The organism is Bacillus fonticola, from assembly GCF_012955605.1.
GTDB classification, from domain to species: domain Bacteria; phylum Bacillota; class Bacilli; order Bacillales; family JC228; genus Bacillus_CG; species Bacillus_CG fonticola.
This window is the reverse complement of record NZ_CP052135.1, coordinates 1,520,910-1,542,944: the sequence shown is the minus strand read 5'-3', so window position 1 is coordinate 1,542,944 and position 22,035 is coordinate 1,520,910. Positions and strand designations below refer to the sequence as shown.

25 protein-coding genes are annotated in these 22,035 nt (G+C 42.6%); 17 read left to right on the top strand and 8 right to left on the bottom strand.

Going from position 1 to position 22,035, the window contains the following annotated elements:
* The first annotated feature begins 69 nt into the window (after positions 1 to 69).
* Positions 70 to 567: a staygreen family protein gene (locus HHK01_RS07605; RefSeq protein WP_170007229.1), complete on the top strand. Its 498-nt coding sequence runs from the start codon at positions 70 to 72 to the stop codon at positions 565 to 567.
* An 87-nt stretch (positions 568 to 654) separates the two neighbouring features.
* Complete coding sequence (locus HHK01_RS15550; protein WP_228027704.1) at positions 655 to 981, top strand: hypothetical protein; 327 nt, start codon at positions 655 to 657, stop codon at positions 979 to 981.
* Positions 982 to 1,032: 51 nt separating this feature from the next.
* On the opposite strand, the gene HHK01_RS07600 is transcribed toward HHK01_RS15550, so the two are convergent.
* Entirely contained in the window at positions 1,033 to 1,734 is a 702-nt protein-coding gene (locus tag HHK01_RS07600) for a hypothetical protein (RefSeq protein WP_170007228.1), read from the bottom strand.
* Between the two features lie 201 nt (positions 1,735 to 1,935).
* Here HHK01_RS07600 and HHK01_RS07595 point away from each other — a divergent pair, with 201 nt between their 5' ends.
* Complete coding sequence (locus tag HHK01_RS07595; protein WP_170007227.1) at positions 1,936 to 2,838, top strand: aldo/keto reductase; 903 nt, start codon at positions 1,936 to 1,938, stop codon at positions 2,836 to 2,838.
* Here HHK01_RS07595 and HHK01_RS07590 read toward each other — a convergent pair.
* Positions 2,835 to 3,920: a hypothetical protein gene (locus tag HHK01_RS07590; protein ID WP_170007226.1), complete on the bottom strand. Its 1,086-nt coding sequence runs from the start codon at positions 3,918 to 3,920 to the stop codon at positions 2,835 to 2,837. The genes HHK01_RS07595 and HHK01_RS07590 overlap by 4 nt on opposite strands.
* Positions 3,921 to 4,058: 138 nt before the next feature.
* On the opposite strand from HHK01_RS07590, the gene HHK01_RS07585 reads away from it, so the two are divergent.
* Positions 4,059 to 5,267: an MFS transporter gene (locus HHK01_RS07585; RefSeq protein ID WP_170007225.1), complete on the top strand. Its 1,209-nt coding sequence runs from the start codon at positions 4,059 to 4,061 to the stop codon at positions 5,265 to 5,267.
* A gap of 421 nt (positions 5,268 to 5,688) precedes the next feature.
* Positions 5,689 to 6,708 (top strand): DUF1646 family protein, encoded by a 1,020-nt coding sequence (locus HHK01_RS07580; RefSeq protein WP_170007224.1) that lies wholly within the window; start codon positions 5,689 to 5,691, stop codon positions 6,706 to 6,708.
* A gap of 90 nt (positions 6,709 to 6,798) precedes the next feature.
* Here HHK01_RS07580 and HHK01_RS07575 read toward each other — a convergent pair whose 3' ends face one another.
* Positions 6,799 to 7,149: a winged helix-turn-helix transcriptional regulator gene (locus tag HHK01_RS07575; protein WP_170007223.1), complete on the bottom strand. Its 351-nt coding sequence runs from the start codon at positions 7,147 to 7,149 to the stop codon at positions 6,799 to 6,801.
* Between the two features lie 347 nt (positions 7,150 to 7,496).
* Here HHK01_RS07575 and HHK01_RS07570 point away from each other — a divergent pair, with 347 nt between their 5' ends.
* The 4 genes from HHK01_RS07570 (at position 7,497) to HHK01_RS07555 (ending at position 10,169) form a co-directional block, all read left to right on the top strand.
* Positions 7,497 to 8,051: an NADPH-dependent FMN reductase gene (locus HHK01_RS07570; RefSeq protein ID WP_170007222.1), complete on the top strand. Its 555-nt coding sequence runs from the start codon at positions 7,497 to 7,499 to the stop codon at positions 8,049 to 8,051.
* A gap of 152 nt (positions 8,052 to 8,203) precedes the next feature.
* On the top strand, positions 8,204 to 8,836 hold the full coding sequence (locus tag HHK01_RS07565; protein WP_170007221.1) for a LysE family transporter: 633 nt from the start codon (positions 8,204 to 8,206) through the stop codon (positions 8,834 to 8,836).
* A 268-nt stretch (positions 8,837 to 9,104) separates the two neighbouring features.
* Positions 9,105 to 9,614 carry a hypothetical protein gene (locus HHK01_RS07560; protein ID WP_170007220.1) on the top strand — a complete coding sequence of 170 codons (510 nt, stop codon included), beginning with the start codon at positions 9,105 to 9,107 and terminating at the stop codon, positions 9,612 to 9,614.
* A gap of 222 nt (positions 9,615 to 9,836) precedes the next feature.
* The gene (locus HHK01_RS07555) at positions 9,837 to 10,169 is read left to right on the top strand and encodes a four-helix bundle copper-binding protein (RefSeq protein WP_170007219.1); all 333 of its coding nucleotides are present in this window, start codon (positions 9,837 to 9,839) and stop codon (positions 10,167 to 10,169) included.
* 60 nt (positions 10,170 to 10,229) lie between these two features.
* Here the strand turns inward: HHK01_RS07555 and HHK01_RS07550 are convergent, their stop codons facing one another.
* Complete coding sequence (locus HHK01_RS07550) at positions 10,230 to 10,913, bottom strand: response regulator transcription factor (protein ID WP_170007218.1); 684 nt, start codon at positions 10,911 to 10,913, stop codon at positions 10,230 to 10,232.
* Positions 10,910 to 12,262, bottom strand: a complete 1,353-nt coding sequence (locus HHK01_RS07545; RefSeq protein WP_170007217.1) for a HAMP domain-containing sensor histidine kinase — start codon at positions 12,260 to 12,262, stop codon at positions 10,910 to 10,912. Before HHK01_RS07545 ends, HHK01_RS07550 begins: the two co-directional genes overlap by 4 nt.
* Positions 12,263 to 12,329: 67 nt before the next feature.
* On the opposite strand from HHK01_RS07545, the gene HHK01_RS07540 reads away from it, so the two are divergent.
* On the top strand, positions 12,330 to 12,515 hold the full coding sequence (locus tag HHK01_RS07540; RefSeq protein ID WP_228027703.1) for a hypothetical protein: 186 nt from the start codon (positions 12,330 to 12,332) through the stop codon (positions 12,513 to 12,515).
* Between the two features lie 49 nt (positions 12,516 to 12,564).
* Here the strand turns inward: HHK01_RS07540 and HHK01_RS07535 are convergent, their stop codons facing one another.
* Both HHK01_RS07535 and HHK01_RS07530 read right to left on the bottom strand, forming a co-directional pair.
* Positions 12,565 to 12,771: a capping complex subunit for YIEGIA gene (locus tag HHK01_RS07535; RefSeq protein ID WP_170007215.1), complete on the bottom strand. Its 207-nt coding sequence runs from the start codon at positions 12,769 to 12,771 to the stop codon at positions 12,565 to 12,567.
* Positions 12,772 to 12,774: 3 nt separating this feature from the next.
* The gene (locus tag HHK01_RS07530; protein ID WP_228027702.1) at positions 12,775 to 13,671 is read right to left on the bottom strand and encodes a YIEGIA family protein; all 897 of its coding nucleotides are present in this window, start codon (positions 13,669 to 13,671) and stop codon (positions 12,775 to 12,777) included.
* A gap of 216 nt (positions 13,672 to 13,887) precedes the next feature.
* Here HHK01_RS07530 and HHK01_RS07525 point away from each other — a divergent pair, with 216 nt between their 5' ends.
* From HHK01_RS07525 to HHK01_RS07500, 6 genes are all read left to right on the top strand, one after another.
* Positions 13,888 to 14,622, top strand: coding sequence for an urease accessory protein UreH domain-containing protein (locus HHK01_RS07525; RefSeq protein WP_170008707.1), 735 nt, complete (start codon positions 13,888 to 13,890; stop codon positions 14,620 to 14,622).
* A gap of 111 nt (positions 14,623 to 14,733) precedes the next feature.
* Positions 14,734 to 15,510, top strand: a complete 777-nt coding sequence (gene lgt, locus HHK01_RS07520) for a prolipoprotein diacylglyceryl transferase (RefSeq protein ID WP_170007213.1) — start codon at positions 14,734 to 14,736, stop codon at positions 15,508 to 15,510.
* Between the two features lie 114 nt (positions 15,511 to 15,624).
* The gene (locus HHK01_RS07515; RefSeq protein ID WP_170007212.1) at positions 15,625 to 15,900 is read left to right on the top strand and encodes a DUF2933 domain-containing protein; all 276 of its coding nucleotides are present in this window, start codon (positions 15,625 to 15,627) and stop codon (positions 15,898 to 15,900) included.
* Between the two features lie 486 nt (positions 15,901 to 16,386).
* Positions 16,387 to 17,100, top strand: coding sequence for a response regulator transcription factor (locus HHK01_RS07510; RefSeq protein WP_170007211.1), 714 nt, complete (start codon positions 16,387 to 16,389; stop codon positions 17,098 to 17,100).
* A complete protein-coding gene (locus HHK01_RS07505) occupies positions 17,090 to 18,487 on the top strand; it encodes a sensor histidine kinase (protein ID WP_170007210.1) in 1,398 nt (465 codons plus the stop codon). The genes HHK01_RS07510 and HHK01_RS07505 overlap by 11 nt, the downstream gene beginning before the upstream one ends.
* 15 nt (positions 18,488 to 18,502) lie before the next feature.
* The gene (locus tag HHK01_RS07500; protein ID WP_170007209.1) at positions 18,503 to 18,697 is read left to right on the top strand and encodes a hypothetical protein; all 195 of its coding nucleotides are present in this window, start codon (positions 18,503 to 18,505) and stop codon (positions 18,695 to 18,697) included.
* A 102-nt stretch (positions 18,698 to 18,799) separates the two neighbouring features.
* Here the strand turns inward: HHK01_RS07500 and HHK01_RS07495 are convergent, their stop codons facing one another.
* Positions 18,800 to 20,080, bottom strand: a complete 1,281-nt coding sequence (locus HHK01_RS07495) for an Nramp family divalent metal transporter (RefSeq protein WP_170007208.1) — start codon at positions 20,078 to 20,080, stop codon at positions 18,800 to 18,802.
* A 310-nt stretch (positions 20,081 to 20,390) separates the two neighbouring features.
* Between HHK01_RS07495 and HHK01_RS07490 the strand changes: the two genes are divergently transcribed.
* Positions 20,391 to 22,004, top strand: a complete 1,614-nt coding sequence (locus HHK01_RS07490; protein ID WP_170007207.1) for a multicopper oxidase family protein — start codon at positions 20,391 to 20,393, stop codon at positions 22,002 to 22,004.
* Positions 22,005 to 22,035 lie beyond the last annotated feature (31 nt).

The window sequence follows — 22,035 nt, the reverse complement described above, 5'->3', positions numbered from 1 at the left end:
CCAAGGAAAGTCAGTTTACATACACTGTATAAACGAGTCATGATCGCCGAAACAGAGGAGGCGTTATATGTGAGCAGTTTACAACCTGCAGATGTGAAAGTGACCTTTTTGCCACCCGCCACTTCCTTTTCTCCAGTGGAACAGCGAATGTATACAATGACACATTCGAAAGATACAGATGAAATGTTGGTTTCTATTGGATGTCACGTTCATCAAGCCGCCATTCATGAGGCGATGCGTGACGAGGTGACCGCAGAATGGCTACCTCGCACAGGTCAATACACGCTTTGGGGGAAAGTATATGTGAGCGGAGGAGAGTACGATGAAAAGTATTCCCAAGTCCGCTACCTTGTGTTCCAAAGAGAATTACCAAAAGCTTTACGAGCCATCATGTACGCAGACCGGACATTTTTCACGTACTTTCCATGGCTTTTAGACGCACCGATTTATGTTCAATTTGAATCGATATACCCAGCATTCCAATCAATTTTGTACATGGGGACGCCGCGTAAATATTTGACTTCTGATAGTGGTAAACCAGAAAAGGATCGTAGAGTTTCTCATTGAAAAACATGACCAGAATAAAAAAACTGCCGAGAGCCTCGGCAGTTTTTTTGAATTAAGGCTGAAAGAATCTCGATTGGCGTAAAATCAGTGGTGCAAAACCCGCGTTCGTGCGAAAAGAACCCGCGATCCGGTGCAGACATCCACATTCGCGTGGAAAGAACTCGCGATCCGATGCAGTCATCCGCATTCGCGTGGAAAGAACTCGCGATCCGGTGCAGTCATCCGCATTCGCGTGGAAAGAACCCGCGATCCGGTGCAGACATCCGCGTTCGCGTGGAAAGAACTCGCGATCCGATGCAGACATCCGCGTTCGCGTGGAAAGAATCCGCGATCCGATGCAGACATCCGCGTTCGTGTGGAAAGAACTCGCGATCCGGGATGGACATCCGCATTCATAAGGAAAGAATCCACTAATCACCTGTTGAAGGCCTCGCAACTAACGATGCAAGCCTGCTTTACTCTGATCTAATGATACACACCACCGTTATTTCCTTCGTCAGGATTAACCGAATCTTTAACCTTTTGAACAGTTTGGTGCACCATAGCATTCCCGATCATGACCACATCCGTGTCCACTGTTCCCCCAACTGGAACGTCAAATTGCAGTCTCTCTGCATATGGTGCTGGTCGATTCATCATATACGCAGAAGTGACTTCACAATATATTTCACGTGCTTTTTCTGCATTTAATTTTCCTGTCACAATTTCGTGCATTAGGTTGAGGGAAAGAATATTAGCTGCCTCCATGTCACAACGAGAAGAAACCTCTCCCTTTGTTCTTTCAACGATTACACTTCCATCAAATTTCGCCAGTTCACTAAACTTCTCTGGTGGTACTTTATAATCAATAAACTGTTCTATAACGTCCGTGTGGGGTTGTGGAAAGTCATGTGCGATCTCGTCACGATATACGATCGTTCGTTTCCACGGACCATTGCTGTACCAAATCAATCTGCTTGGAACAGCTTCATTTGGTCGACCATACTGTTCCATTGTAAGAACTGCCGATTTCTTAGACATAGCAGGCCAATCTGAAATAATTGATTGAACTGTATTCCTATCGACAACATAGGGAGTAGCTTTCTCTCCACTGTCCCCTAGCATTTGAACTTTAACATCACTAGCCATAGCAATCGCCGCGGTTTTCCATCTTTCTTCAGGCTCCATCAGAACCCCCCTTTTGGCGTTCATTGTTTTTACTATTCGCCTAAAATTTGTTACTAGTCATGGAAAAATATTCCTGAAAGGGTATCACTAATAGGGCGTAATATTATTATGTTAACTAAAATGATTATACTTGCTTGCTTATCTTTGATTATGTAGCATGGCATAAGGTAGAGAAAGTTAAGAAGAGAGGATGAAAGGAAGATGCAAAGAATCGAATTAGATGAAAATATTAGTTTTTCTTCAGTTATCCAAGGATATTGGCGCATTCTAGACTGGAAGCAAAGCCCTAGTGAGACGCTCCGCTTTTTACATGAGGGCTTGGAGCGCGGCATTACGACGACAGACCATGCAGATATTTACGGAAACTACGAGGCGGAAGCTGCTTTCGGTGCGGCGTTGGCACAAGAGCCTTCCATTCGAGAGAAAATTGAGATCGTAACAAAATGTGGAATTGAACTCGTGAGCAAAAATCGACCGGAAAACACCATTCATGCTTACAATACGACAAAAGAACACGTCATTACTTCTGCGGAACGGTCTCTGAAAAATTTCAATACAGACTATATAGATGTACTATTAATTCATCGGCCAGATCCGTTTATGGATCCTGGTGATATTGCCGACGCTTTTGATTTGTTACATAAGGAAGGGAAGGTTCGAGCGTTTGGGGTGTCAAATCATCGGCCACACGAACTCAGTCTCATTCAATCTCGTTGCAACGTACCGATTGTAACTAATCAAATTGAAGTATCCCCTCTTGCGTTGCACCATTTTGAGGATGGAGCGATTCATAAAGGACAACAGGATCGCATGCCCATGATGATTTGGTCACCGCTTAGTGGAGGTAGATTATTTAGCGATGACACAACCCAGGCAGTGAGAGTGCGCGAGGTATTAGAAGGGATTGCCAAAAGAGAAGGGTATGGCGGTGTTGATGAAGCAGCGTATGCTTGGTTAGCTGCTCATCCGGCGTCATTTTGCCCGATTGTCGGCTCTGGAAAGATCAAACGAGTTGAGCGTGCCATCACGGCTATGGAAAAACCGATGAGCCGCGGGGATTGGTTCGCGGTGTTCCAAGCATCAATGGGGCATGATATTCCTTAACAAAAAGTTGTTCGTTGATCGCGGATATCTGGTCCTGACCGCGGATATATTCCCATGATCGCGGATATATGCTTCTGACCGCGGATATCTGGTCCCGACCGCGAATATATTCCCCCGATCGCGGATATCTGCTCCTGATCGCGGATATCTGCTTCTGACCGCGGATATATCCCCCTGATCGCGGATATCTGCCCCTGATCGCGGATATATTCCCCTGATCGCGGATATCTGCCCCTGATCGCGGATATATCCCCCTGATCGCGGATATCTGCCCCTGATCGCGGATATATTCCCCTGATCGCGGATATCTGCTCCTGACCGCGGATATCTGCTCCTGATCGCGGATATATTCCCCTGATCGCGGATATCTGCTCCTGATCGCGGATATCTGCCCCTGATCGCGGATATATTCCCCTGATCGCGGATATCTGCCCCTGATCGCGGATATATCCCCCTGATCGCGGATATCTGCCCCTGACCGCGGACATATCCCCCTGACCGCGGATATCTGCTCCTGATCGCGGATATCTGCTCCTGATCGCGGATATATTCCTCTGATCGCGGATATCTGCTCCTGACCGCGGATATATTCCCCTGACCGCGGATATCTGCTCCTGATCGCGGATATCTGCTCCCGACCGCGGATATCTGTCCCTGACCGCGGATATATCCCCCTGACCGCGGATATATCCTCCTGATCGCGGATATCTGCCCCTGATCGCGGATATCTGCTCCTGACCGCGGATATCTCCCCCTGATCGCGGATATATCCCCCTGACCGCGGATATCTGCCCCTGATCGCGGATATATCCCCCTGACCGCGGATATCTGCTCCTGATCGCGGATATATCCCCCTGACCGCGGATATCTGCCCCTGATCGCGGATATATCCCCCTGACCGCGGATATCTGCCCCTGATCGCGGATATATCCCCCTGACCGCGGATATCTGGCCCTGACCGCGGATATCTCCCCCTGATCGCGGATATCTGCTCCTGATCGCGGATATATTCCCCTAATCGCGGATATCCGCTCCCGACCGCGGATATATTCCCATGATCGCGAATTCCCTACTTTAAACACGTGTTCTTTACTGAAAAGAAAAATTTTCCTTGACCAAAAGCTTGCTTGGAGTAGTATGATGTAAATGTTGTTTTGAAATTCGATCGTATAGGTCAGCATCATATATTGAAGAATTAATTAGGAAAGAGAGGCTGTCATATGTCAGTTGAACAGCGAAAAAAGATGATCATTTTGATGATCAATATGTTTATTGCCATCGGGAGTTTCGGCATTATTATCCCGATCTTACCGGCCTATTTGGAGTCTATTAATCAAGGGGGAACTGCGGCGGGGCTCATGATTGCAATTTTTGCCGGTGCTCAATTGATCTTTTCTCCTATCGCGGGGAAATGGGCTGATCAGTATGGTCGTAGAAAAATGATTATTTATGGTCTAACTGGCTTAACGATCTCTATGTTTGTTTTTTATGCCTTTGACTCCATTTGGTGGCTTTATGCTTCTCGTGTTATTGGTGGGATTGGGGCAGCATTACTTATCCCTGCTATTTTTGCCTATGTGGCGGACATTACTACATTGGATCAACGAGCAAGAGGCAACAGCTTAGTATCGGCGGCTATGTCACTTGGAATCGTCATTGGACCTGGGATTGGCGGTTTTTTGGCTGACTTTGGTCTGAAAATGCCATTTTTGATCTCTGCCCTTGTGTCCCTCGTTGCAGTTCTATTCTCTGTCGGTGTCCTGAAAGAGAGCGTGACGAAACAGACGTCTACAACTATGAATGTGCCTGATGACGAGGAATCTATGGCTAGAAAAATAATCCGTTCCGTTAAAATGCCCTACTTCATTCCACTCGTTATTACCCTTGTCATGAGTTTTGGTTTAATGGCGTACGAATCAGTTCTTGGGCTTTTCGTCGATAATCAGTTTGGTGCCACTCCACAACAGATCGCTCTGATGATTACAGCCGCTGGTATAATAAGTGTCGTTGTCCAACTCTTTATTGTTGATAGACTTGTGAACCGTTATGGAGAAGGAACTGTTCTCAATATCTTTTTAGGAGTAGCAGCGGGTGGCTTTCTTCTTTCGCTCTTTGCTTCTAGCTACACAGCATTCTTTGTCGTCACCCTGATTATTTTCCTTGCGACCTCTATCCTTCGACCGGTATTGAATACGCTTATCTCGAAATTGGCAGGGGATGAACAAGGGTTTGCGATGGGGATGAACAACGCCTATGTGAGTATCGGAAATGTGTTAGGACCTACGCTTGCGGGTATGTTATATGATGTTAAGATTATCTATCCATTTATTTTAGGTCTCATCCTTTTAGTTGCGACCCTCGTCGTCACGCTCACCTGGCAGAAAAACTTACTAAAGCGAAATCAGCAAATTAAGCTAAAAGAAGTGTAATGGTATTTGACGGGAAGCCTTTCTCCGATTACTTGAGCATCTTAAAGCCTCTTCTGAATTGACGGAAGAGGCTTTTTGAATGAGATGGACAGGTAGTGCCAAATAGGAATATAAACTGCAACCCAGTAAAATAGAATGATGTTTCTTTTGTTCATTATTAGAGGACTGATATCGTTAATAAAAACATTGGACAGAGAGAGACAGTACAATGAAATCACCGTATACTCAATGACTCAATGGGAATGTAATGACGAAAGATGGAGTAACGGTTGCCTTGCGATGAATGATTCTCTTATCAAATAGATCTTCAGACAAAAGTTCGGAAAGTTTGTCCTTCCTACCGCATATAATTGTTTCATTCCATCTTATATTCATCTCTTCGAATATTTAAGGGAAAATATGGAAATGGAGACGGTTAGGAATGGTTATCGGCTTATTGGTGATTTTTCTTCTTGTTTTGTTTTTGCCGTTGTTGCTCAGTCCAGTGGAAAAAAATCTAGAAATGTTCTTATTTGGGATGGGGCTATTTGCCGCTTTTATAAGTGGCGTCTTAAATAGATCCTTATTCATTGAGGCTACATTCGCCCCCGTCAATATTACTGTTGCCGTATTTGTGGCAGGGTTATTGTTCAAGTGGTTGCACAAACCTTTGGAAAAAACAATCATAGGCATTCGTCACCACATGCCTTATAGAGCTTTTATTGCTCTGACTGTTATATTTTTAGGTTTAATTTCAAGTGTCATCACAGCCATCATTTCAGCCCTTGTACTCGTATTGATTGTAGGTGCATTACGGATTGACCGTAAATCTGAGGTTCGTTTCGTTGTGTTAGCCTGTTTTTCAATAGGGCTTGGGGCAGCTTTATCGCCGATCGGTGAACCGCTCTCGACCATCGCGATCAATAAACTAGACGGAGGCTTTTACTATTTAATCGAACTAATTGGGTCCGAGGTTTTTGTCGCACTTGTTGTGTTTGGGTTGATGGCAGCCATCATGGTGAGTCAACCAAATAAAATACAAGAGTCAATTAGTGAAAAACGAACTAGCGAAGGGTATGAAGAAATTGTTAGCCGTGCGTTAAAAATTTATTTTTTCGTGATGGGACTAACCTTCTTAGGCGCCGGGTTTGAACCATTGATACGTCAATACTTTTTAGGGCTTCATCCAGCAATACTTTATTGGATTAATATCATTTCAGCCATATTAGACAACGCAACACTTACGGCTGCGGAGATTAGCCCAGAGATGGATACTTTTACAATACGAGCGATTTTATTAGGGTTGCTTCTTAGTGGCGGCATGTTAATTCCGGGGAACATCCCAAATATCATCGCTGCCAGCAAGTTGAAAATCACAAGTAAAGAGTGGGCTAAATTCGGTGTACCAGTCGGTTTAGTTTCGATGCTAGTGTATTTTTTTGCTTTTTTCATGTTTCAATAACTAGTAAACGAAACACTAGTTATCAACTAAAGAACAGTAGCGAAAGCACTAACAGGCTTTTGCTACTGTTTTTTCGCTTTATGAGCCGGGTTAAACCCGTTCGTCTGCTTGATCATCCCCGTATAGTTCGTTTAAATGTTGGATATGTGATAGTCCCCAACTATTCATCGCTTCCAGTAAGGGCGTCATGCCTTTTCCATATTCAGTGATCGAGTATTCCACTTTTGGAGGAATTACCGGATAGATTTCGCGATGAACAATATCGTGATATTCCAATTCCCGGAGTTGAGTGGTGAGCATTTTCTTTGTGATCTCTGGAATAGCTCTTTCCAATTCACTGAATCTCATCGTGCCGTTCTGGAACAATTGAAATAGGATGACAGGCTTCCATTTTCCTATTAGAATATCAAGGGCTGTTTCTACTTTACATTCACTTCCCAAACTTACTCCCCCTTATGGTTTACTTTTCTATACTATGGAACTTTTAAGTGCCTACTTCCTTTTAATGTGTCTACAAGATAGTATAACTTTATTAGTTGCAAAGGCACAAGGTGGAAACGAAAGGGATATGGTTAATTTTTACATAAATTGTTGGATATAGGATTTCTCATAAAACACAAACTAAACTGAGATTTCCACACAGGTGTAAACTTTCCATGACGAAAGGGAGGTGGTTAATACACACGCATGTAAGTTACAATTTTTTACTGTAACTACAGCAAAGCTTCGTTAACATACTGAGAGAACTTCCCAGTACGAAATAACATTATTTTTTGGAGGAATAAACAATGACTAAAATAGCGATCATTATCGGAAGCACACGCCCGGGTCGAAACGGCGAGGCAGTTTCACGCTGGGTATATGACATTGCAAATAAACGTACGGATGCCGAGTTTGAAATAGTAGATATTGCCGACTTTCATTTGCCATTACTTGATGAACCGATGCCACCATCAATGGGTCAATATACGAACGACCATACAAAAAATTGGTCAGCGAAAATCAACTCATTTGATGGCTATGTTTTTGTGACACCAGAGTACAATCACGCGACTAGTGGCGCACTCAAAAACGCAATTGACTACTTATATAATGAATGGAATAACAAAGCTGCTGGATTTGTAGGATATGGAAGTGCTGGAGGAACACGTGCAGTTGAGGGGTTACGATTGATCATGGCAGAGCTTCAGGTAGCAGACGTACGTGCTCAAGTTGGACTCTCACTGTTCACAGATTTCGAGAAATTCAGCGTTTTCAAACCCGCAGATCATCAAGTCGATTCAGTAAACGCCATGCTTGATCAAGTCATCGCTTGGAGTGGCGCTTTAAAGCCATTGCGATAAAAAGCTCATATAAGTTTCTTAAGGCAGGTTGGAACTCCAATCTGCCTTTTGCTTGCATATAGATGTCGCTTCTATAGGACAAGACATACACGCCGCTCCCTTGACATAGACTGTACAGGCTATTAGTTCTTGTGGAAGTGGGGTGGTTGTTCTTGAGCGTAAGCATATTACTTAGTTATATTTTTTTGGGGTTAACTTTAGCAGCTCCCATTGGACCCGTAAACTCGGCCAGACTTGATCAAGGAATTCGAAACGGCTTCTGGCATGCATGGATTGTAGGTGCGGGGTCGATGATTGCAGATGCTATTTTCATGCTGCTAGTGTATGTTGGTATGGTTCATTTTTTGGAGGTTCCTATTGTCAAAATCTTTCTCTGGCTTTTCGGTGGTTTTATTTTAATCTACTCGGGGATCGAGGGAATGTTACGGGCGAATGTCATTACTTTAGATTACAAAAGAAAACAAGATACATTATGTAAAAGTTTTCTCACAGGATTTATCATGTCTATTACGAGCCCGCTTTCCATTTTATTTTGGTTGGGAATTTATGGCTCCATCCTGGCTAAAACGGCCGAAGATAATGGAACTGGTGAACTTTTAATCTATAGTTCGATGATATTTTTAGGATTAACATTATGGGATGTTTTTGTTGCTGCATTGACTACAGGCTTCCGGAATTGGTTAAACGATAGAAGCTTACAAGCCATTTCTCTACTATCAGGTATATCGCTCGTTGGTTTCGGCATCTATTTTGGTTATGAAGGGGTTCGTGCGCTATTAAGTTAAGTAAAAACGTTTTTTTGCTGGAGTTTCCTGTAAAGCTACATATTGTTTGCTTCATTGTTTTTTGGAGAGGATGGTATGAATTTGGTGATTAAAAGAAGGTGGATGGAGGAACCGCCAAAAAAATAGGAAATAGAATACTCTAAATTCTCCAAGTACTGAAGTTAACCATCTCTGTTAGATCCTATTTCAAAAAAGACTCGTAAGGTTTATCACAAATAAAAGGTCGTTTACATAGATTACAGATAGGTTTAAGTAAGGAGGGCTAATCGTGGGATTACCAGCTATTGACATTGGATTCATGACCGATCATTTGTCCGCTCATGAAGGAGTCATTGCCAAGCTTAAGATGTATCACTCAATGACTCAAAATGGTACATTGAAGAAGATTTTGGCAACGCAGGTCACGACTATGCAAAAGCATGTTCATACGATGCTTGATTTAATTTATCCGAGCGAAGGGCGTCCACATTCGTTTGCGATGGATTCTTCCGGACACTTTTCTCATGAACAGCATCACCACACCGAAGAAGATAAACACATTGCCTTAGAGGCACATTCTGCAACAAAAAGCATGGCAAACTCAAACTTTTCTTCTGCTCTCATGATGAAAGATCCTCATGTGAAGCAAGCCCATTTTAAAATGGCATGGGAACAAGCGACGTTGGAGAAAGAGTATGCTGACTTAATTGAAAGTATGGGGTGGACCTATACACCACGAGTATCGAGTGAGAAGCAAATGAAAACGTATTATCGCTACCAACACCTACTAGAAGAATAGCATATGATGCACAAAAAGAAGCGAGAAGCCTATGACTCGCTTCTTTTCTACACTCGTTACTCCCACTATCGGATTCGCTTTCGGGCTCATCCATATGATCCATCCCATCATTACCCATATTCTTCCACTCCCGCCGTAAGAACGGAAACCCTATCCCAACATGTATAAAAAGTGTCCAAGTGAGGAATGTTAGGTAAGTGTAAATAGAAAGGAGCGATTTTAATGGACAACAAGTTTCAACAGTGTATTGAGGAATGTTTAGCCTGCTTTACTGAATGCAACGTGTGCTATGATGCTTGTCTGCGCGAGAATGATATCAACATGCTGAAAGACTGTATACGGCTCTCCAAAGAATGTGCTGAGATGTGTGCGTTTGCAGCGAATGCGATGGCGAGTCATAGCTCCTTTAGTGCAGAGATTTGTAAGCTTTGCGCAAGTGTTTGTGAAGCGTGTGCCACAGAGTGTAGAAAACATGCTGATCACAACGCACATTGTAAGTCGTGTGCGGACGCATGCGCAAAATGCGCAGAATCATGTCTAGAAATGGCTAGATAAAAACATGGGACACGCCTGATCGTAGGCGTGCTCCAACTCATCAGGCAACAGTAATTTCTCCTATTGATGTGGAACCCATCTATAGCCGACACCCCAAACTGTGAGCAAAGTTTCAGCAACTGGAAACCCTACATGACGAAGCTTTTCTCGTAAATTACGAATATGGGAATCAACTGTTCGATCGTCAGTAAAAGTACTGTATCCCCAAGCTCGTGTAATCAATTGCTCTCTCTTTAGCACTTGATTCGGATGCTGTATAAAAAGCTGAAGGAGCTCGAACTCTTTGTGAGTGACGGGAATCAATTGGCCGTTGTAGGCCACCGTATGACTCAGTTCATCTAATTGCAAACCTTTGCCTATTTGCTCTTGAGTTGTCTGCATTTTTTTTCTCCGTTGAACAGCCTCCATTCTAGCCAGTAACTCTTCTTCTTTGAATGGTTTTGTTACGTAATCGTCCGCTCCAAGACGTAATCCTTTCACAATATCCTCTGTTTCCGTCCTTGCGGTAATCATCACAATGGGGACATCTGACACATCCCGTAATTGTTGACAAATCTCCCATCCAGTGAGACCTGGCATCATTACATCTAACAGAACGACATCACATTGGTTATTTTTCACATAATGGATTGCGTCAAGACCAGTGTCAAAAAGTATACACTCGTAATGTTCTTCCAAAGTGAGCTCCAGTAATTCACGCATTCTTTTTTGGTCGTCAACAATAACCGCGCTTCGTTTTCTCATCTGTTTTCCTCCCACTCAAAACGTGCAATGGTACCTTTAGGATCATTCGTATGAAACGTAAATTGTATGCCGTGAGCTTTTGCAATACTCGTGACAATGGCAAGCCCAAGCCCGAGTCCATGTTTGCTAGAAGGCGGGGTTGTTGCATGCAGATACGGTTGACCGATTTGGCTTAGCACCTCCTTAGGTATTCCAGGTCCAACGTCAATGACTTCTAAACGATAAGTGTGACCTTTCGATGTGAAACGGACTTTTACCGGACCTTCAGTACTATACTTTTTAGCGTTATCAATGACGTTTACAAGCATCTGTTGGACCCGTTCTGAATCAATGGACACAATTCGATCCTCGTCCACTTCTTCTATGAGTGCTCTCCCCTCCTCTTCAAAGACAAGTTGGAGAGGGGAGAGTACTTTGTGAAGCCACCCTTTGACGTGAAGTTTTTCTTTCTGTATAGAAAATTGATTACTATCCACTTTTGCTAACATAAATAAATCCTGCAGTAAGAGCTCAACACGCTCAGTTTCTTCCTGGATGATGGAAAGGGCATAGTTTCTTCGTTCCTTACTCGTTGCTGTTTTCTGTGCGATCTGTGCATATCCTTGGATATAAGTAAGCGGTGTTCGCAACTCATGGGAGACACTGGCCAGAAATAGAGATCTCAAACGTCGATGCTGCGCTAAATCGTACGCCAAATCTTCAATAGATTGGGCAAGTAACGATAGCTCGTCTGAACCTGTTGTGTTCATCCCAACAGAAAAATTCCCTTGACTCATTTGTTTAGTCGCTTCTTGCATCTGCAAAAGCGGTTTTGTGATCCAGTGAGACAATAGAAGAATGACAATAGGCGTGATCAGAATGCCTGCAAATGCAATATAGAGAAAATGCTGACTCAGTTGCTGTACGTATTGTTGCACAATTTCGGTCGGTTCGATCATGAGTACCGTAACGTTTTCATTTAGGGGGGTGGCAGTCACAAGATAAGGGGCATTTTCCCAATCATCTTCAACAATCGTCGCCTCTTCGTAAGTAGCATAAAGAATATCTTCAGATAAGATTCGATCCGGAGAGGAGACACTGGTAGCCAAAATTCGTTTGTCACTCCGTTGTATAATCATCACTTCACTTGGCACGTTTTCTTCCATATATAAAACGTGTTGCATAGTCGTTGTAGTAAAGTGCTCTTGCAAAGCTTCTCTATGACTCTCTCCTTTTGCTGCAAGTTCCTCTATTTGACGTTGTATTTCATCGTCGACCATCGTACTGTGTAATCCATACAAAAGAATTCCCTCTAGTGCAAAGAACATGATGCAAAAGAAAAGCGAGAGCTTCCATGCAATTTGGCTCATAACACTGTTATCACCTCACACCTTAATAGGACACATTTCCGCTGATGTCCGTATTTTATCATGACCGATGAAGAAAGTGGGGGTGGGAACAGGCGAACCAGTCAAAAAACAGTCGTCGCGGTATAATAAAAACGATTTGCTCAAGGTGAAAAGAAGACGAAAAATGCTGGAAAACGTGGGTGGGATGCAGGCGGTCAACATGGTGGACGTCACAATCTCACCTGAAGGGCAGAAAATAATTCGTGGGTGTTGAGATGGAATGAGTCTTGTGACAGTAAAGCATTCGGGTTCCCCTTGTATTATTACACGCGAATCACCAAGTAATCACCTGACTTCATCCGCACAACATCCGCTTTCATCGCTTTCGCTATGTCTTGTGTCATCATTTTTAGTTCTTCTTCGTCTTTCGCTAATAAGGATAGTGTATTTCCATTTAACACTTTCTCTTTATGTAAGGTGAGAAAGGCTAGTATTTCATAGTTGGGCCTTTCGCTTGATTCACGCCCCATGGCTTATTCCCTCCCCGCTAAATTGGTTTTTAACACCTCGTGGCTTTTCCAAACACTTTCTAATAACGGAGTATTCTTAACCGTCTCTGTCAGTTTGTCGATATCCTTTATAACAGGGACTAAAGCAATCACCACTCGACCTTGTTCGTAATCTTTCCTTGTGAAATGATATCTTTTAAGCCCAATTGATCTCGTAGCCTCAAATACCATCGCCTGTCTTTGCCCGTAATTATCTAAGGTGATGCGAAAATGACTTTCACGCGGATAGACGACAACGGCAACCCCTTCTTCTTCAAACAACTTTTGCGCATTGTCTGTACCGAGAAGGTTGGATACGTAAATACCATCGACGAATAGCTCAGAACCTTTCACTTCAACTTTGCCTTCTTTTACATCAGCAATATCACCGACCGTTTTCCCTTTCGAAAAACGATGTAAGAAAAGGAGCACGATCACACCCACCAACACACCGCTTACCACATTGATCCAGATAATGTCTTGGTCTACTAATTGAATTGTGAGAGCGGTCGCAAAGGAGACGATTAATGCAAAATAATTACGTGCTTCAAACGTTTTAGCAATCCCATCAATGTAAGCATCACCGCGGTATGCAGATTCTGTTTCTTCAAGTCCTTTTAAACTTTCCCGCTCAGTTTTCCGAACGTCTCTAAATTGTTGAATGGCCAATGTAAGGAATGTGACGGCGACAAAATTTTTCGTTAATAAAGCCGGGATGGCTACAGCACCTAGCGCAGCGGCTACAAAACCTGTGATGAGATGGATTAAGTATCCGTTTGGATAACTCGGGTATTGCCTGTAATCCTCATTTAACGTGAAGGCACGAGACAGGGTGCCTACTACTATAGCTGTCACGATGAGCACGATTTGATCTGTTGACATAAGTCCCTCTTTCACAAAAGTTCACTCCCTCTTGCCAGTATCATTTCCTTGATTTATGAAGCTATTCGGTACGCGGAAAAAAGGTGACAAATGAACTGTCTAGACTGAAACGCACCACACGATATAGAAAAATAACTTTTTACGCAATCTCCACACTTTCTTCAAACTTTTTAATTACACTAACATTTGAAAGATGAACAGAAAATGGTGATTAAGATATATCAGTTTTTCAGTCAGCTTAGTAACGCAATGATGCAACCGTTTCTAACTGTTGTGCAAAGTTTTGAAGGTGTTCCCGTGTTATTTGCCTTTTTTCTAGGGATTGTCGGAGCGATGGCACCATGCCAATTAACTGGAAATATTGGCGCGATCACGCTATATGGAAATAAGTCTCTCCAAAAAGAGATCGCATGGGGCGACATTATCTTTTTTACACTAGGAAAGATTGCAGTATTTACAAGCTTAGGAGCTCTCGTTTGGACCTTAGGGAGAGAATTTGGGGGCGAGCTCACATTATATTTCCCTTGGTTCAGAAGAGTTATAGGTCCGATGTTCATCATTGTTGGTATCTTTATGCTCGGAATGATCAAGATGAAATGGACGTTAACACTATTTGAAGTTCCCAAAAAGTTTTTTAAAAAGGGGAAGATGGGTTCGTTTTTAATGGGAGTTAGTTTTTCGTTAGGATTTTGTCCGACTATGTTTGTTTTATTCTTTGTTACGTTAATGCCTATCGTTCTTTCTACTCCGTATGGGGTTGTTTTGCCAAGCCTATTTGCAGTCGGAACCTCTTTACCTTTATTTCTTGCCATATTTTTAATTTGGTATTTCGGAGCAAGTGGTTCGGTACTGAAAAAAGGAAGAAAGATTGGCTTATATGTACAAAGGGTGGCAGGGGTTATTTTAATTGTTCTAGGTATTCTCGATACAATCACCTATTGGACGATATAAGGATTCCACATTTTGTTTAGGCCCCTGTGGAACATACCGACAAATAAATGATGGAAAATATTCACTCTACTAAATATCCTAAGTTGACTACACAGATAAAGGAGACTACTTATGAGGGTTATACTTTTTGAGATTGGCGATTTTCCCATTCGATCTTATGGATTAATTGTTGCTCTAGCCATTTTGCTTGGCCTAGGAGTTTCTTATTACTTAGCAAGAGGAACAAAGTATCAAAAACATATCATCGATGTTTCGTTTTATGTCATCATTGGAGCGATCATTGGAGCACGCTTCTGGCATGTCTTCTTCTTTCAGTGGGAGACCTATAGTCAGAATTTAGGTCAGATCTTTCTCATTTGGGAAGGGGGTCTGGCGATCCAAGGAGGCTTAGTGGGGGGATTTGTGGCAGGAGCCCTTTATTCATGGCGTCACAAACTGAATTTTTGGGAATTTGCTGATATCATGGCACCGGGGATTATTTTAGGACAAGCCATCGGTAGGATTGCTTGTCTATTAAATGGGGATGCATTCGGTTCTCCAACAGGGTCCAATTTCGGTCTTGTTTTTCCTGAAGGAACGATGGCATACAATACCTATGGTTCACAGCCGCTTTGGCCGGCAGAAGTATGGGAAGGACAATGGGATTTTATCGTATTCGGTCTTTTGCTCATTTTGAAAAATAAAACGTGGCCAACAGGATTTATCTTCCTATTCTACAACATCCTTTACTCGATTGGTCGATTTATGCTCGGTTTTCTTCGGGGCGACTCACCAAGATATTTGTTTGACTTAACAGCAGGACAACTAACGAGTGTAACGGTTATTGTGGTTTCCTTGCTCTTAATGGGCTTCTTCTATTTAAGATCTAAAAAGGTGGCAGCGAAATAACCTACAGCGTGAGATAGAAATATTTGAGGAAACAATCGTTTTTTCATTTTTTTCACAATACTATCACACCTCTTGGATAGTATATAATTACCAAACTTTGAGGAGGTGCCACACATGTCATGGATTCCATTGTTGCTTTTAGCTGCGTGCCCGATTATGATGTTGTTCTGTATGAAAGGAATGTCTGGAGGGAAGAAAGAAAAATGTAATACTTCGAAGGCTAAAACAGGACTTGAAAAACCGAATGACGTTCAGACCCTCGAAATGCAAGTGGCTGAATTAATGGCAAAAAACGAAGAGCTTACAAAATCAGTGCAAGCATTGAAAAGTTCCCCTTCCCACAATTCAGGGCAAGTGATTGAGTTAAAACAGAAAAGAGAAATATCTTAAGTTTAATACAAATAGGAAAAGAGCGGACATCTGCTCTTTTTTTTAGGCTGTTTTCTAAAAGATTGTTGCTTTTTTAATGAAATCTCATTACACAGTAGCATTATGATGCGACATACTGCTGTGTTGATTTCCGCTGCAGGCGGACGCTTTCCGCGGGGCGGGCGGTGAGCCTCCTCGGCGCAAGCGCCTGTGGGGTCTCACCTGTCCCGCTGATCCCGCAGGAGTCGCCGCCTTCTGCTCCAATCAACGAACAGATGGCGAGTCAAACCTAGCGGAGGAAATACACGTAGACTCCTGCGGAAAAGCGAAGTGTATTTCCGCAGCGTATTCTAGCAGTTTCTTCATTACGTCGCATCATGAGATTACTGTATTGTAAAAACAACAAAGGATACGAAAAGAGCCTTTTTTTACTTTAAATGGACTTGATTAACAGAATGGCTGTTGAAATAATAGATGGGAACCAACATTATAAAATGAGGTTGACATATGGACAAAGTGAAAATTTTAGTTGTTGATGATGAATGGAATATGAGAAATTTACTTCGTATCCATTTAGTGAAGTCAGGCTTTTATGTGATTGAAGCGGAAAATGGCGGTACCGCTTTGGATAAAATGAATGATCAATTGTTCCAGCTAGTTATTCTAGATTTAATGATGCCTGGACTAGATGGAATCGAAGTGTGTCAAGAGATTAGAAAAAGGGATGCTTCGGTTCCGATCCTCATGCTCACGGCTAAAACAGAAACACGGGATAAAGTGAAAGGACTCGAAACAGGGGCTGATGATTACTTAACGAAGCCTTTTGAAACAGAAGAATTCATTGCACGTGTACAGGCTTTATTAAGAAGAGTACAAAAGACACCTGCTGAAGAAACAATGGATAAGAAAATCTCTTTAGACGGTCTGACCATGGATGTAAGTGAACATGTCGTATCGGTGGACGAACAGCCTGTTCATTTAACACCAAAGGAATATGAACTTTTAAAAATGCTGCTCACTCATCCTAAACGAGTATATAGCCGTGAACAGATTCTTTTCATCGTCTGGGGAATGGACTACTTTGGCGACGAGAGAACAGTCGACACACACATTAAGAGCATTCGACGAAAACTAAAAAGGGCGGGACTTCCTTATAACCCTATACAAACGGTTTGGGGTGTAGGATACAAAATTATAGGATCGAGTGGCCATGAAAGTTAATCGCATTGATGTCAAGTTGGGTTTAACGATGATGACTGTATTCCTTCTTGTATTTCTCCCCTTTGGCTTTGTGATTAATCAAGTTTTTTCTGATTTTTACTATAGTAAAGTCAGGCAAGAAGCGCAAAAAGTGTCCTTCAATTACGCGAAGATCTTAACAGATAACCGAAGCGATGTATCTCTTCGTATGATTGAGATGGTGAGTGAGATTTCTCAAAATAAGTTAGTCATTACGAATTCACAAGGGCAACTCATTTCTCATGCAGGGGTAACAGGAATGATGATTACCCTTCCAGAGGACGCTTTACCAACACTCAGTAACGGGGACACCGTTGAATTTGAATATACTGAGCCAAATTCCAATAAACGCTATCTCATTTTAGGTCAGCCCATTCTAAATGAAGATTCTTCCTTCTTTGGGGGACTCTTCGTCTTATCATCAATTGAGGATGTTCGCCAATCACTACAAACTGTCAGAGGCTTATTCATGCTTTCGGGAATAGGGGGATTCTTTTTAGCGCTAGCTTTTACAGTCGTTGCATCACGTAAACTTTCCGCTCCACTAGTAGAAATGGAAAGGGCGACTCGGTCGATTGCTAAGGGAAACCTGGAAACACAAGTGGTCGTCCGCTCACAAGATGAAGCGGGTTCACTCGGGAACGCAATTAATGATCTGTCGGGGGAACTCAAGAGGTACCGAGACTCAAGGAGTGAATTTTTTGCCAGTATCTCTCACGAATTGAAAACACCTGTATCTTATCTAAAAGGTTATGCTGAAGTGTTGAAAGAAAAGCTCTATCAAACGGAAGAAGAGAAAGAACAGTATTTGTCTATTATTGAACACGAAGCAACCCGTTTAAGCCACCTCATTTCTGATCTGTTTGACCTATCAAAAATGGAAGAAGGTAAATTTGATCTACATAAGGAATGGGTGAACCTCTCCGAAATGCTCGAGAGGTTGAATTTGAAATACTCAATGATTGCAAACAAAAAGGGGTTGGGATTTAAAATCAAATCGGATGACCCTATCCCATTACTGTTTGCTGATCAGAAAAGGCTTGAAGAAATTTTCACAAATTTATTAGATAACGCAATCCGCCACACCGATGTTGGTGACGTCACACTTCTTGTCACAAAAACACATGAATCCACCATTCGTATGACGATCAAAGATACGGGACATGGAATTCCCGAAAAAGAATTACCTTTTATATTTGAGCGGTTTTATCGCGTGGAAAAATCTCGTTCAAGACAATTTGGAGGCACTGGGTTGGGTCTTGCGATCGTGAGTAAATTAGTAGAGCTACACAACGGGCAGATTGAAGTGGAGAGTAAGGAAGGAAAGGGGACACAGTTTAAGCTTACCTTCCCCATTACTACAGGGTAGAAAGTAGGAACAACATTGAAATGGTTAGATTGGATCATCGTCATCCTACTAGTAGCCATCGGGATCATTTGTTTGAGTATATCGTTAACCTTAACTAGTGGCGTTAGTTCATTCGATACGTATGTATCTTCACTACTCTCTATTTTCTTATGGTTTGGATTACCAGTCCTAGTGCTATCCATCATTTATTGGTATGTGAAGAAAAGATAAAGGAACTCATAGGATCTACCTGGACTAATTATTGAGACGAGTTTCGTCCTCATTATAAAAAAGCAACGCGTATTCCTTAACGAACACGCGTTGCTTTTTAGGTTAAGCAAAAAACGTTTGATACAGGAGAAAGATATTCAAACTAATGATCAAGGCAGCAGCTCCCCAAGCGACCACATTCACCCAAGTTGAATTTCGAAGACTGCCCATTAATTCTTTGTTACTCGTAAACATAATAAGGGGGACGAGTGCAAAGGCAATGCCAAATGATAACACAATTTGGCTCATCACTAATGCATCTGTTGCGTTGACCCCAGATCCAATAATAAACAGCGGTGGGACCATCGTAATCGCACGTCGCAAATACAAAGGGATTCTGAAATTAATAAATCCTTGCATAATCATGTCTCCGCTCATGGTCCCGACCGAGGAGCTCGACAACCCAGCTATCAGTAAACCTGCCCCAAAAAGGATTGCTGCCGTCGAACCAACTAGTTCTCCTAACTGAACGAAGGCGACGTCCAAATCTTCAACAATTATGCCATTTTCAAAAAACAAGCTCGCTGCCATAATCAGCATACTGGCGTTTACGGCTCCGGCAATGACCATGGCTAGAAGGATATCAATAAACTCAAACCGGAAAATCCGCTTCCGCTCTGCGTCAGTTTTTCCCACCACGCGACGCTGAGTGAGACCGGAGTGTAAGTAAATGGCATGCGGCATCACCGTTGCACCTAATATTCCAGCTGCTAACATCACGCTTCCAACCCCGTCAAATTGAGGGGTGAATAAACCTTGAAGGAGGGGTCCAGCTTCTGGTTCAGCGAACACGACCTGCATGGCAAAAGCAATCGCTATCATGAACAAGAGCCCACCGATTCCCGCTTCTAATGCTCTAAATCCTCTCCGTTGCAATTCCAAAATTAAAAAGGAACCAACTGCTGCTATAATGGCGGCAGGTAAAAGGGGAATCCCAAAAAGCAAATATAAGCCGAGCGCTGCACCAATGAATTCTGCTAAATCTGTGGCGATCACGACAAGTTCAGCTTGAATCCACAATCCGAATGAGACCGGTTTTGAAAAACGTTCTCTCGATACTTCCGGAAGATTTTTTCCTGTTGCAATCCCTAATTTAGCAGATAAAGATTGGATCAATAGTGCCAAAACATTGGAAAACAAAATTACCCAGAGCAATAAATATCCGTACTCACTTCCAGCCGCAATGTTCGTGGCAAAGTTTCCAGGGTCAACGTAAGCTACCGCCGCAATAAAGGCAGGCCCTAAAAAGGGTAGAAGTTTCTTCCATCCTTTTGTTTTACCCGCCAATACATCATAAGCAGGATCTTGCTTCGATGCCATTCTGTTCGTTAACGGCGACTCCATATGGCTTTCTCCCTTTCTGTTTGTTTATCGAGTATTTATAAATAATATGGTTAACACCATCATTATTATAACCTGGAATTTATTTTTCCCTAAGGCAAAACAAGTGACTGAAGTCATCATATGCTGATTCTCTGCATTTGTCAATGAATTCTCGCAATAAAAGAACAGAGTGGATCATTTTTTGGGGAGACCTACCCTAACAATTTATATGTATTTTCTAACAAAGTGCACAAAGATTTCACATTTCCTCAATAGATTCTGCACAACTATTTTGTATGATTACTAACGAACAATCATTGGAGGGATCAAGATGAGTAATAAATGGAAATGGTTAGGGATTACTGGGTTTTCACTTGCGCTTTTATCTGCGTGCAGCGCCGGAAACGGGGAAGAATCGACTAGTTCTGAACCAGAAAATAGCGGCAGCGGCTCATTTAAAAACGCTTTTAAGGTCTATGAAGCTTCAGCAGGACCAATTAATTTAGAAGCGAAGGAAACGACAATTGATTTAGGTAGCACAAATTTTGAAGCTTGGACTTACGGAAACACGGTGCCAGGTCCGCAAATACGGGCAACTGTAGGGGACACAGTTGAAGTAAACTTACAAAATACCTTACCTGAACCGGTCACGATTCATTGGCATGGGATTCCTCTTCCAAACAATATGGATGGCATTCCGGGTGTAACACAAAATGCGATCCAACCTGGTGAAGAATTCACTTACAAATTCAAGGCAGAAGACCCTGGGACGTACTGGTACCATTCCCATCAAAACGGATCTGTCCAAGTGGATAAAGGATTGTACGGCACCATTATCGTAGAAGAGGAAGAAAAATCATACGACAAAGACTTCACACTCGTTTTTGACGAATGGCAAACAGGAAGCTCTATGGAAAGCATGGACTCTGAAGATGAGGATATGTCCGGTATGGAAGGCATGGACTCTGAAGATGAGGATATGTCCGGCATGGAAGGCATGGACTCTGAAGGTGAGGATATGTCCGGTATGGAAGAATCGGGCTCAGAAGCTCATGACATGGCTGAAATGTATGACACGTTCACGATTAATGGGAAAACAGGTGACAGTATCCCAGAAATTGAAGTAGAAAAAGGGGAGCGCATCCGATTACGTCTCGTGAATGCAGGGAATATGGAGCATATGATTGATGTAAACGTACCTGGGTTTAAAGTGGTCGCTACTGACGGTCAGCCTATAGAAAATCCACCAGTCATTCAAGACCAACTCATTCGAATCGGTCCTGGTGAGCGTTACGATATCGAATTTACTGTCGAGGAAGAAGGTAGTTGGCACATAGATTGCCATGCACAAGATATGGAAGGGATGGACGGGATGGAAGACATGTCAACCGTCATCCGTACTGCGGGAGCCACGGATACAGATCAAAAGGAAGCAGATGACGCTGAATCAATGCCTATCTTTGATTTCACTTCTTATGGTGAATTAGCTGAGAGCCCGTTTTCACTTGACGATGAATTCGACGTGGAATATGAAATGGACTTAAATACTCGCACTGGTGAGGATGGAGAAGCAGAGTATACGATTAACGATAAGGTGTTTCCAAATACGGATCCGCTCTCAGTAGCAGAAGGGGATAAAGTCAAAGTTACTTTCCAAAATAACTCAACTTCTGACGTACACCCGATGCATCTACACGGCATGTTTTTCCAAGTGTTAAGTAAAAACGGTGAACCATTAACAGGAGCACCCATTATAAAAGACACGTTAAACATTCAGCCCGGTGAATCGTACGAAGTGGCCTTTTTAGCCGATAATCCTGGCGATTGGATGTTCCATTGCCATGATTTGCATCACGCATCAGCAGGGATGGTAACGTTAGTAGAATATGAAGGTTTCGAACCTGACTTCACTCCAGATCCAGATGCAAATAATCAACCAGAATAATAAAAAAGAGCCGCACTCCAACGAGTGCGGC

Excerpts from the sequence above, each read along its gene's own strand:
- HHK01_RS07555 (WP_170007219.1), top strand. The coding sequence starts at position 9,837 with ATGGACAACAAGTTTCAACAGTGTATTGAGGAATGTTTAGCCTGCTTT.
- HHK01_RS07530 (WP_228027702.1), bottom strand. The coding sequence starts at position 13,671 with ATGTCAACAGATCAAATCGTGCTCATCGTGACAGCTATAGTAGTAGGC.
- HHK01_RS07570 (WP_170007222.1), top strand. The coding sequence starts at position 7,497 with ATGACTAAAATAGCGATCATTATCGGAAGCACACGCCCGGGTCGAAAC.
- HHK01_RS07510 (WP_170007211.1), top strand. The coding sequence starts at position 16,387 with ATGGACAAAGTGAAAATTTTAGTTGTTGATGATGAATGGAATATGAGA.
- HHK01_RS07540 (WP_228027703.1), top strand. The coding sequence starts at position 12,330 with ATGAAGAAAGTGGGGGTGGGAACAGGCGAACCAGTCAAAAAACAGTCG.
- HHK01_RS07580 (WP_170007224.1), top strand. The coding sequence starts at position 5,689 with ATGGTTATCGGCTTATTGGTGATTTTTCTTCTTGTTTTGTTTTTGCCG.
- HHK01_RS07585 (WP_170007225.1), top strand. The coding sequence starts at position 4,059 with ATGTCAGTTGAACAGCGAAAAAAGATGATCATTTTGATGATCAATATG.
- HHK01_RS07515 (WP_170007212.1), top strand. The coding sequence starts at position 15,625 with ATGTCATGGATTCCATTGTTGCTTTTAGCTGCGTGCCCGATTATGATG.
- HHK01_RS07595 (WP_170007227.1), top strand. The coding sequence starts at position 1,936 with ATGCAAAGAATCGAATTAGATGAAAATATTAGTTTTTCTTCAGTTATC.
- HHK01_RS07535 (WP_170007215.1), bottom strand. The coding sequence starts at position 12,771 with ATGGGGCGTGAATCAAGCGAAAGGCCCAACTATGAAATACTAGCCTTT.
- HHK01_RS07545 (WP_170007217.1), bottom strand. The coding sequence starts at position 12,262 with ATGAGCCAAATTGCATGGAAGCTCTCGCTTTTCTTTTGCATCATGTTC.
- HHK01_RS07550 (WP_170007218.1), bottom strand. The coding sequence starts at position 10,913 with ATGAGAAAACGAAGCGCGGTTATTGTTGACGACCAAAAAAGAATGCGT.
- HHK01_RS07505 (WP_170007210.1), top strand. The coding sequence starts at position 17,090 with ATGAAAGTTAATCGCATTGATGTCAAGTTGGGTTTAACGATGATGACT.
- HHK01_RS07495 (WP_170007208.1), bottom strand. The coding sequence starts at position 20,080 with ATGGAGTCGCCGTTAACGAACAGAATGGCATCGAAGCAAGATCCTGCT.
- HHK01_RS07600 (WP_170007228.1), bottom strand. The coding sequence starts at position 1,734 with ATGGAGCCTGAAGAAAGATGGAAAACCGCGGCGATTGCTATGGCTAGT.
- lgt (WP_170007213.1), top strand. The coding sequence starts at position 14,734 with ATGAGGGTTATACTTTTTGAGATTGGCGATTTTCCCATTCGATCTTAT.
- HHK01_RS07490 (WP_170007207.1), top strand. The coding sequence starts at position 20,391 with ATGAGTAATAAATGGAAATGGTTAGGGATTACTGGGTTTTCACTTGCG.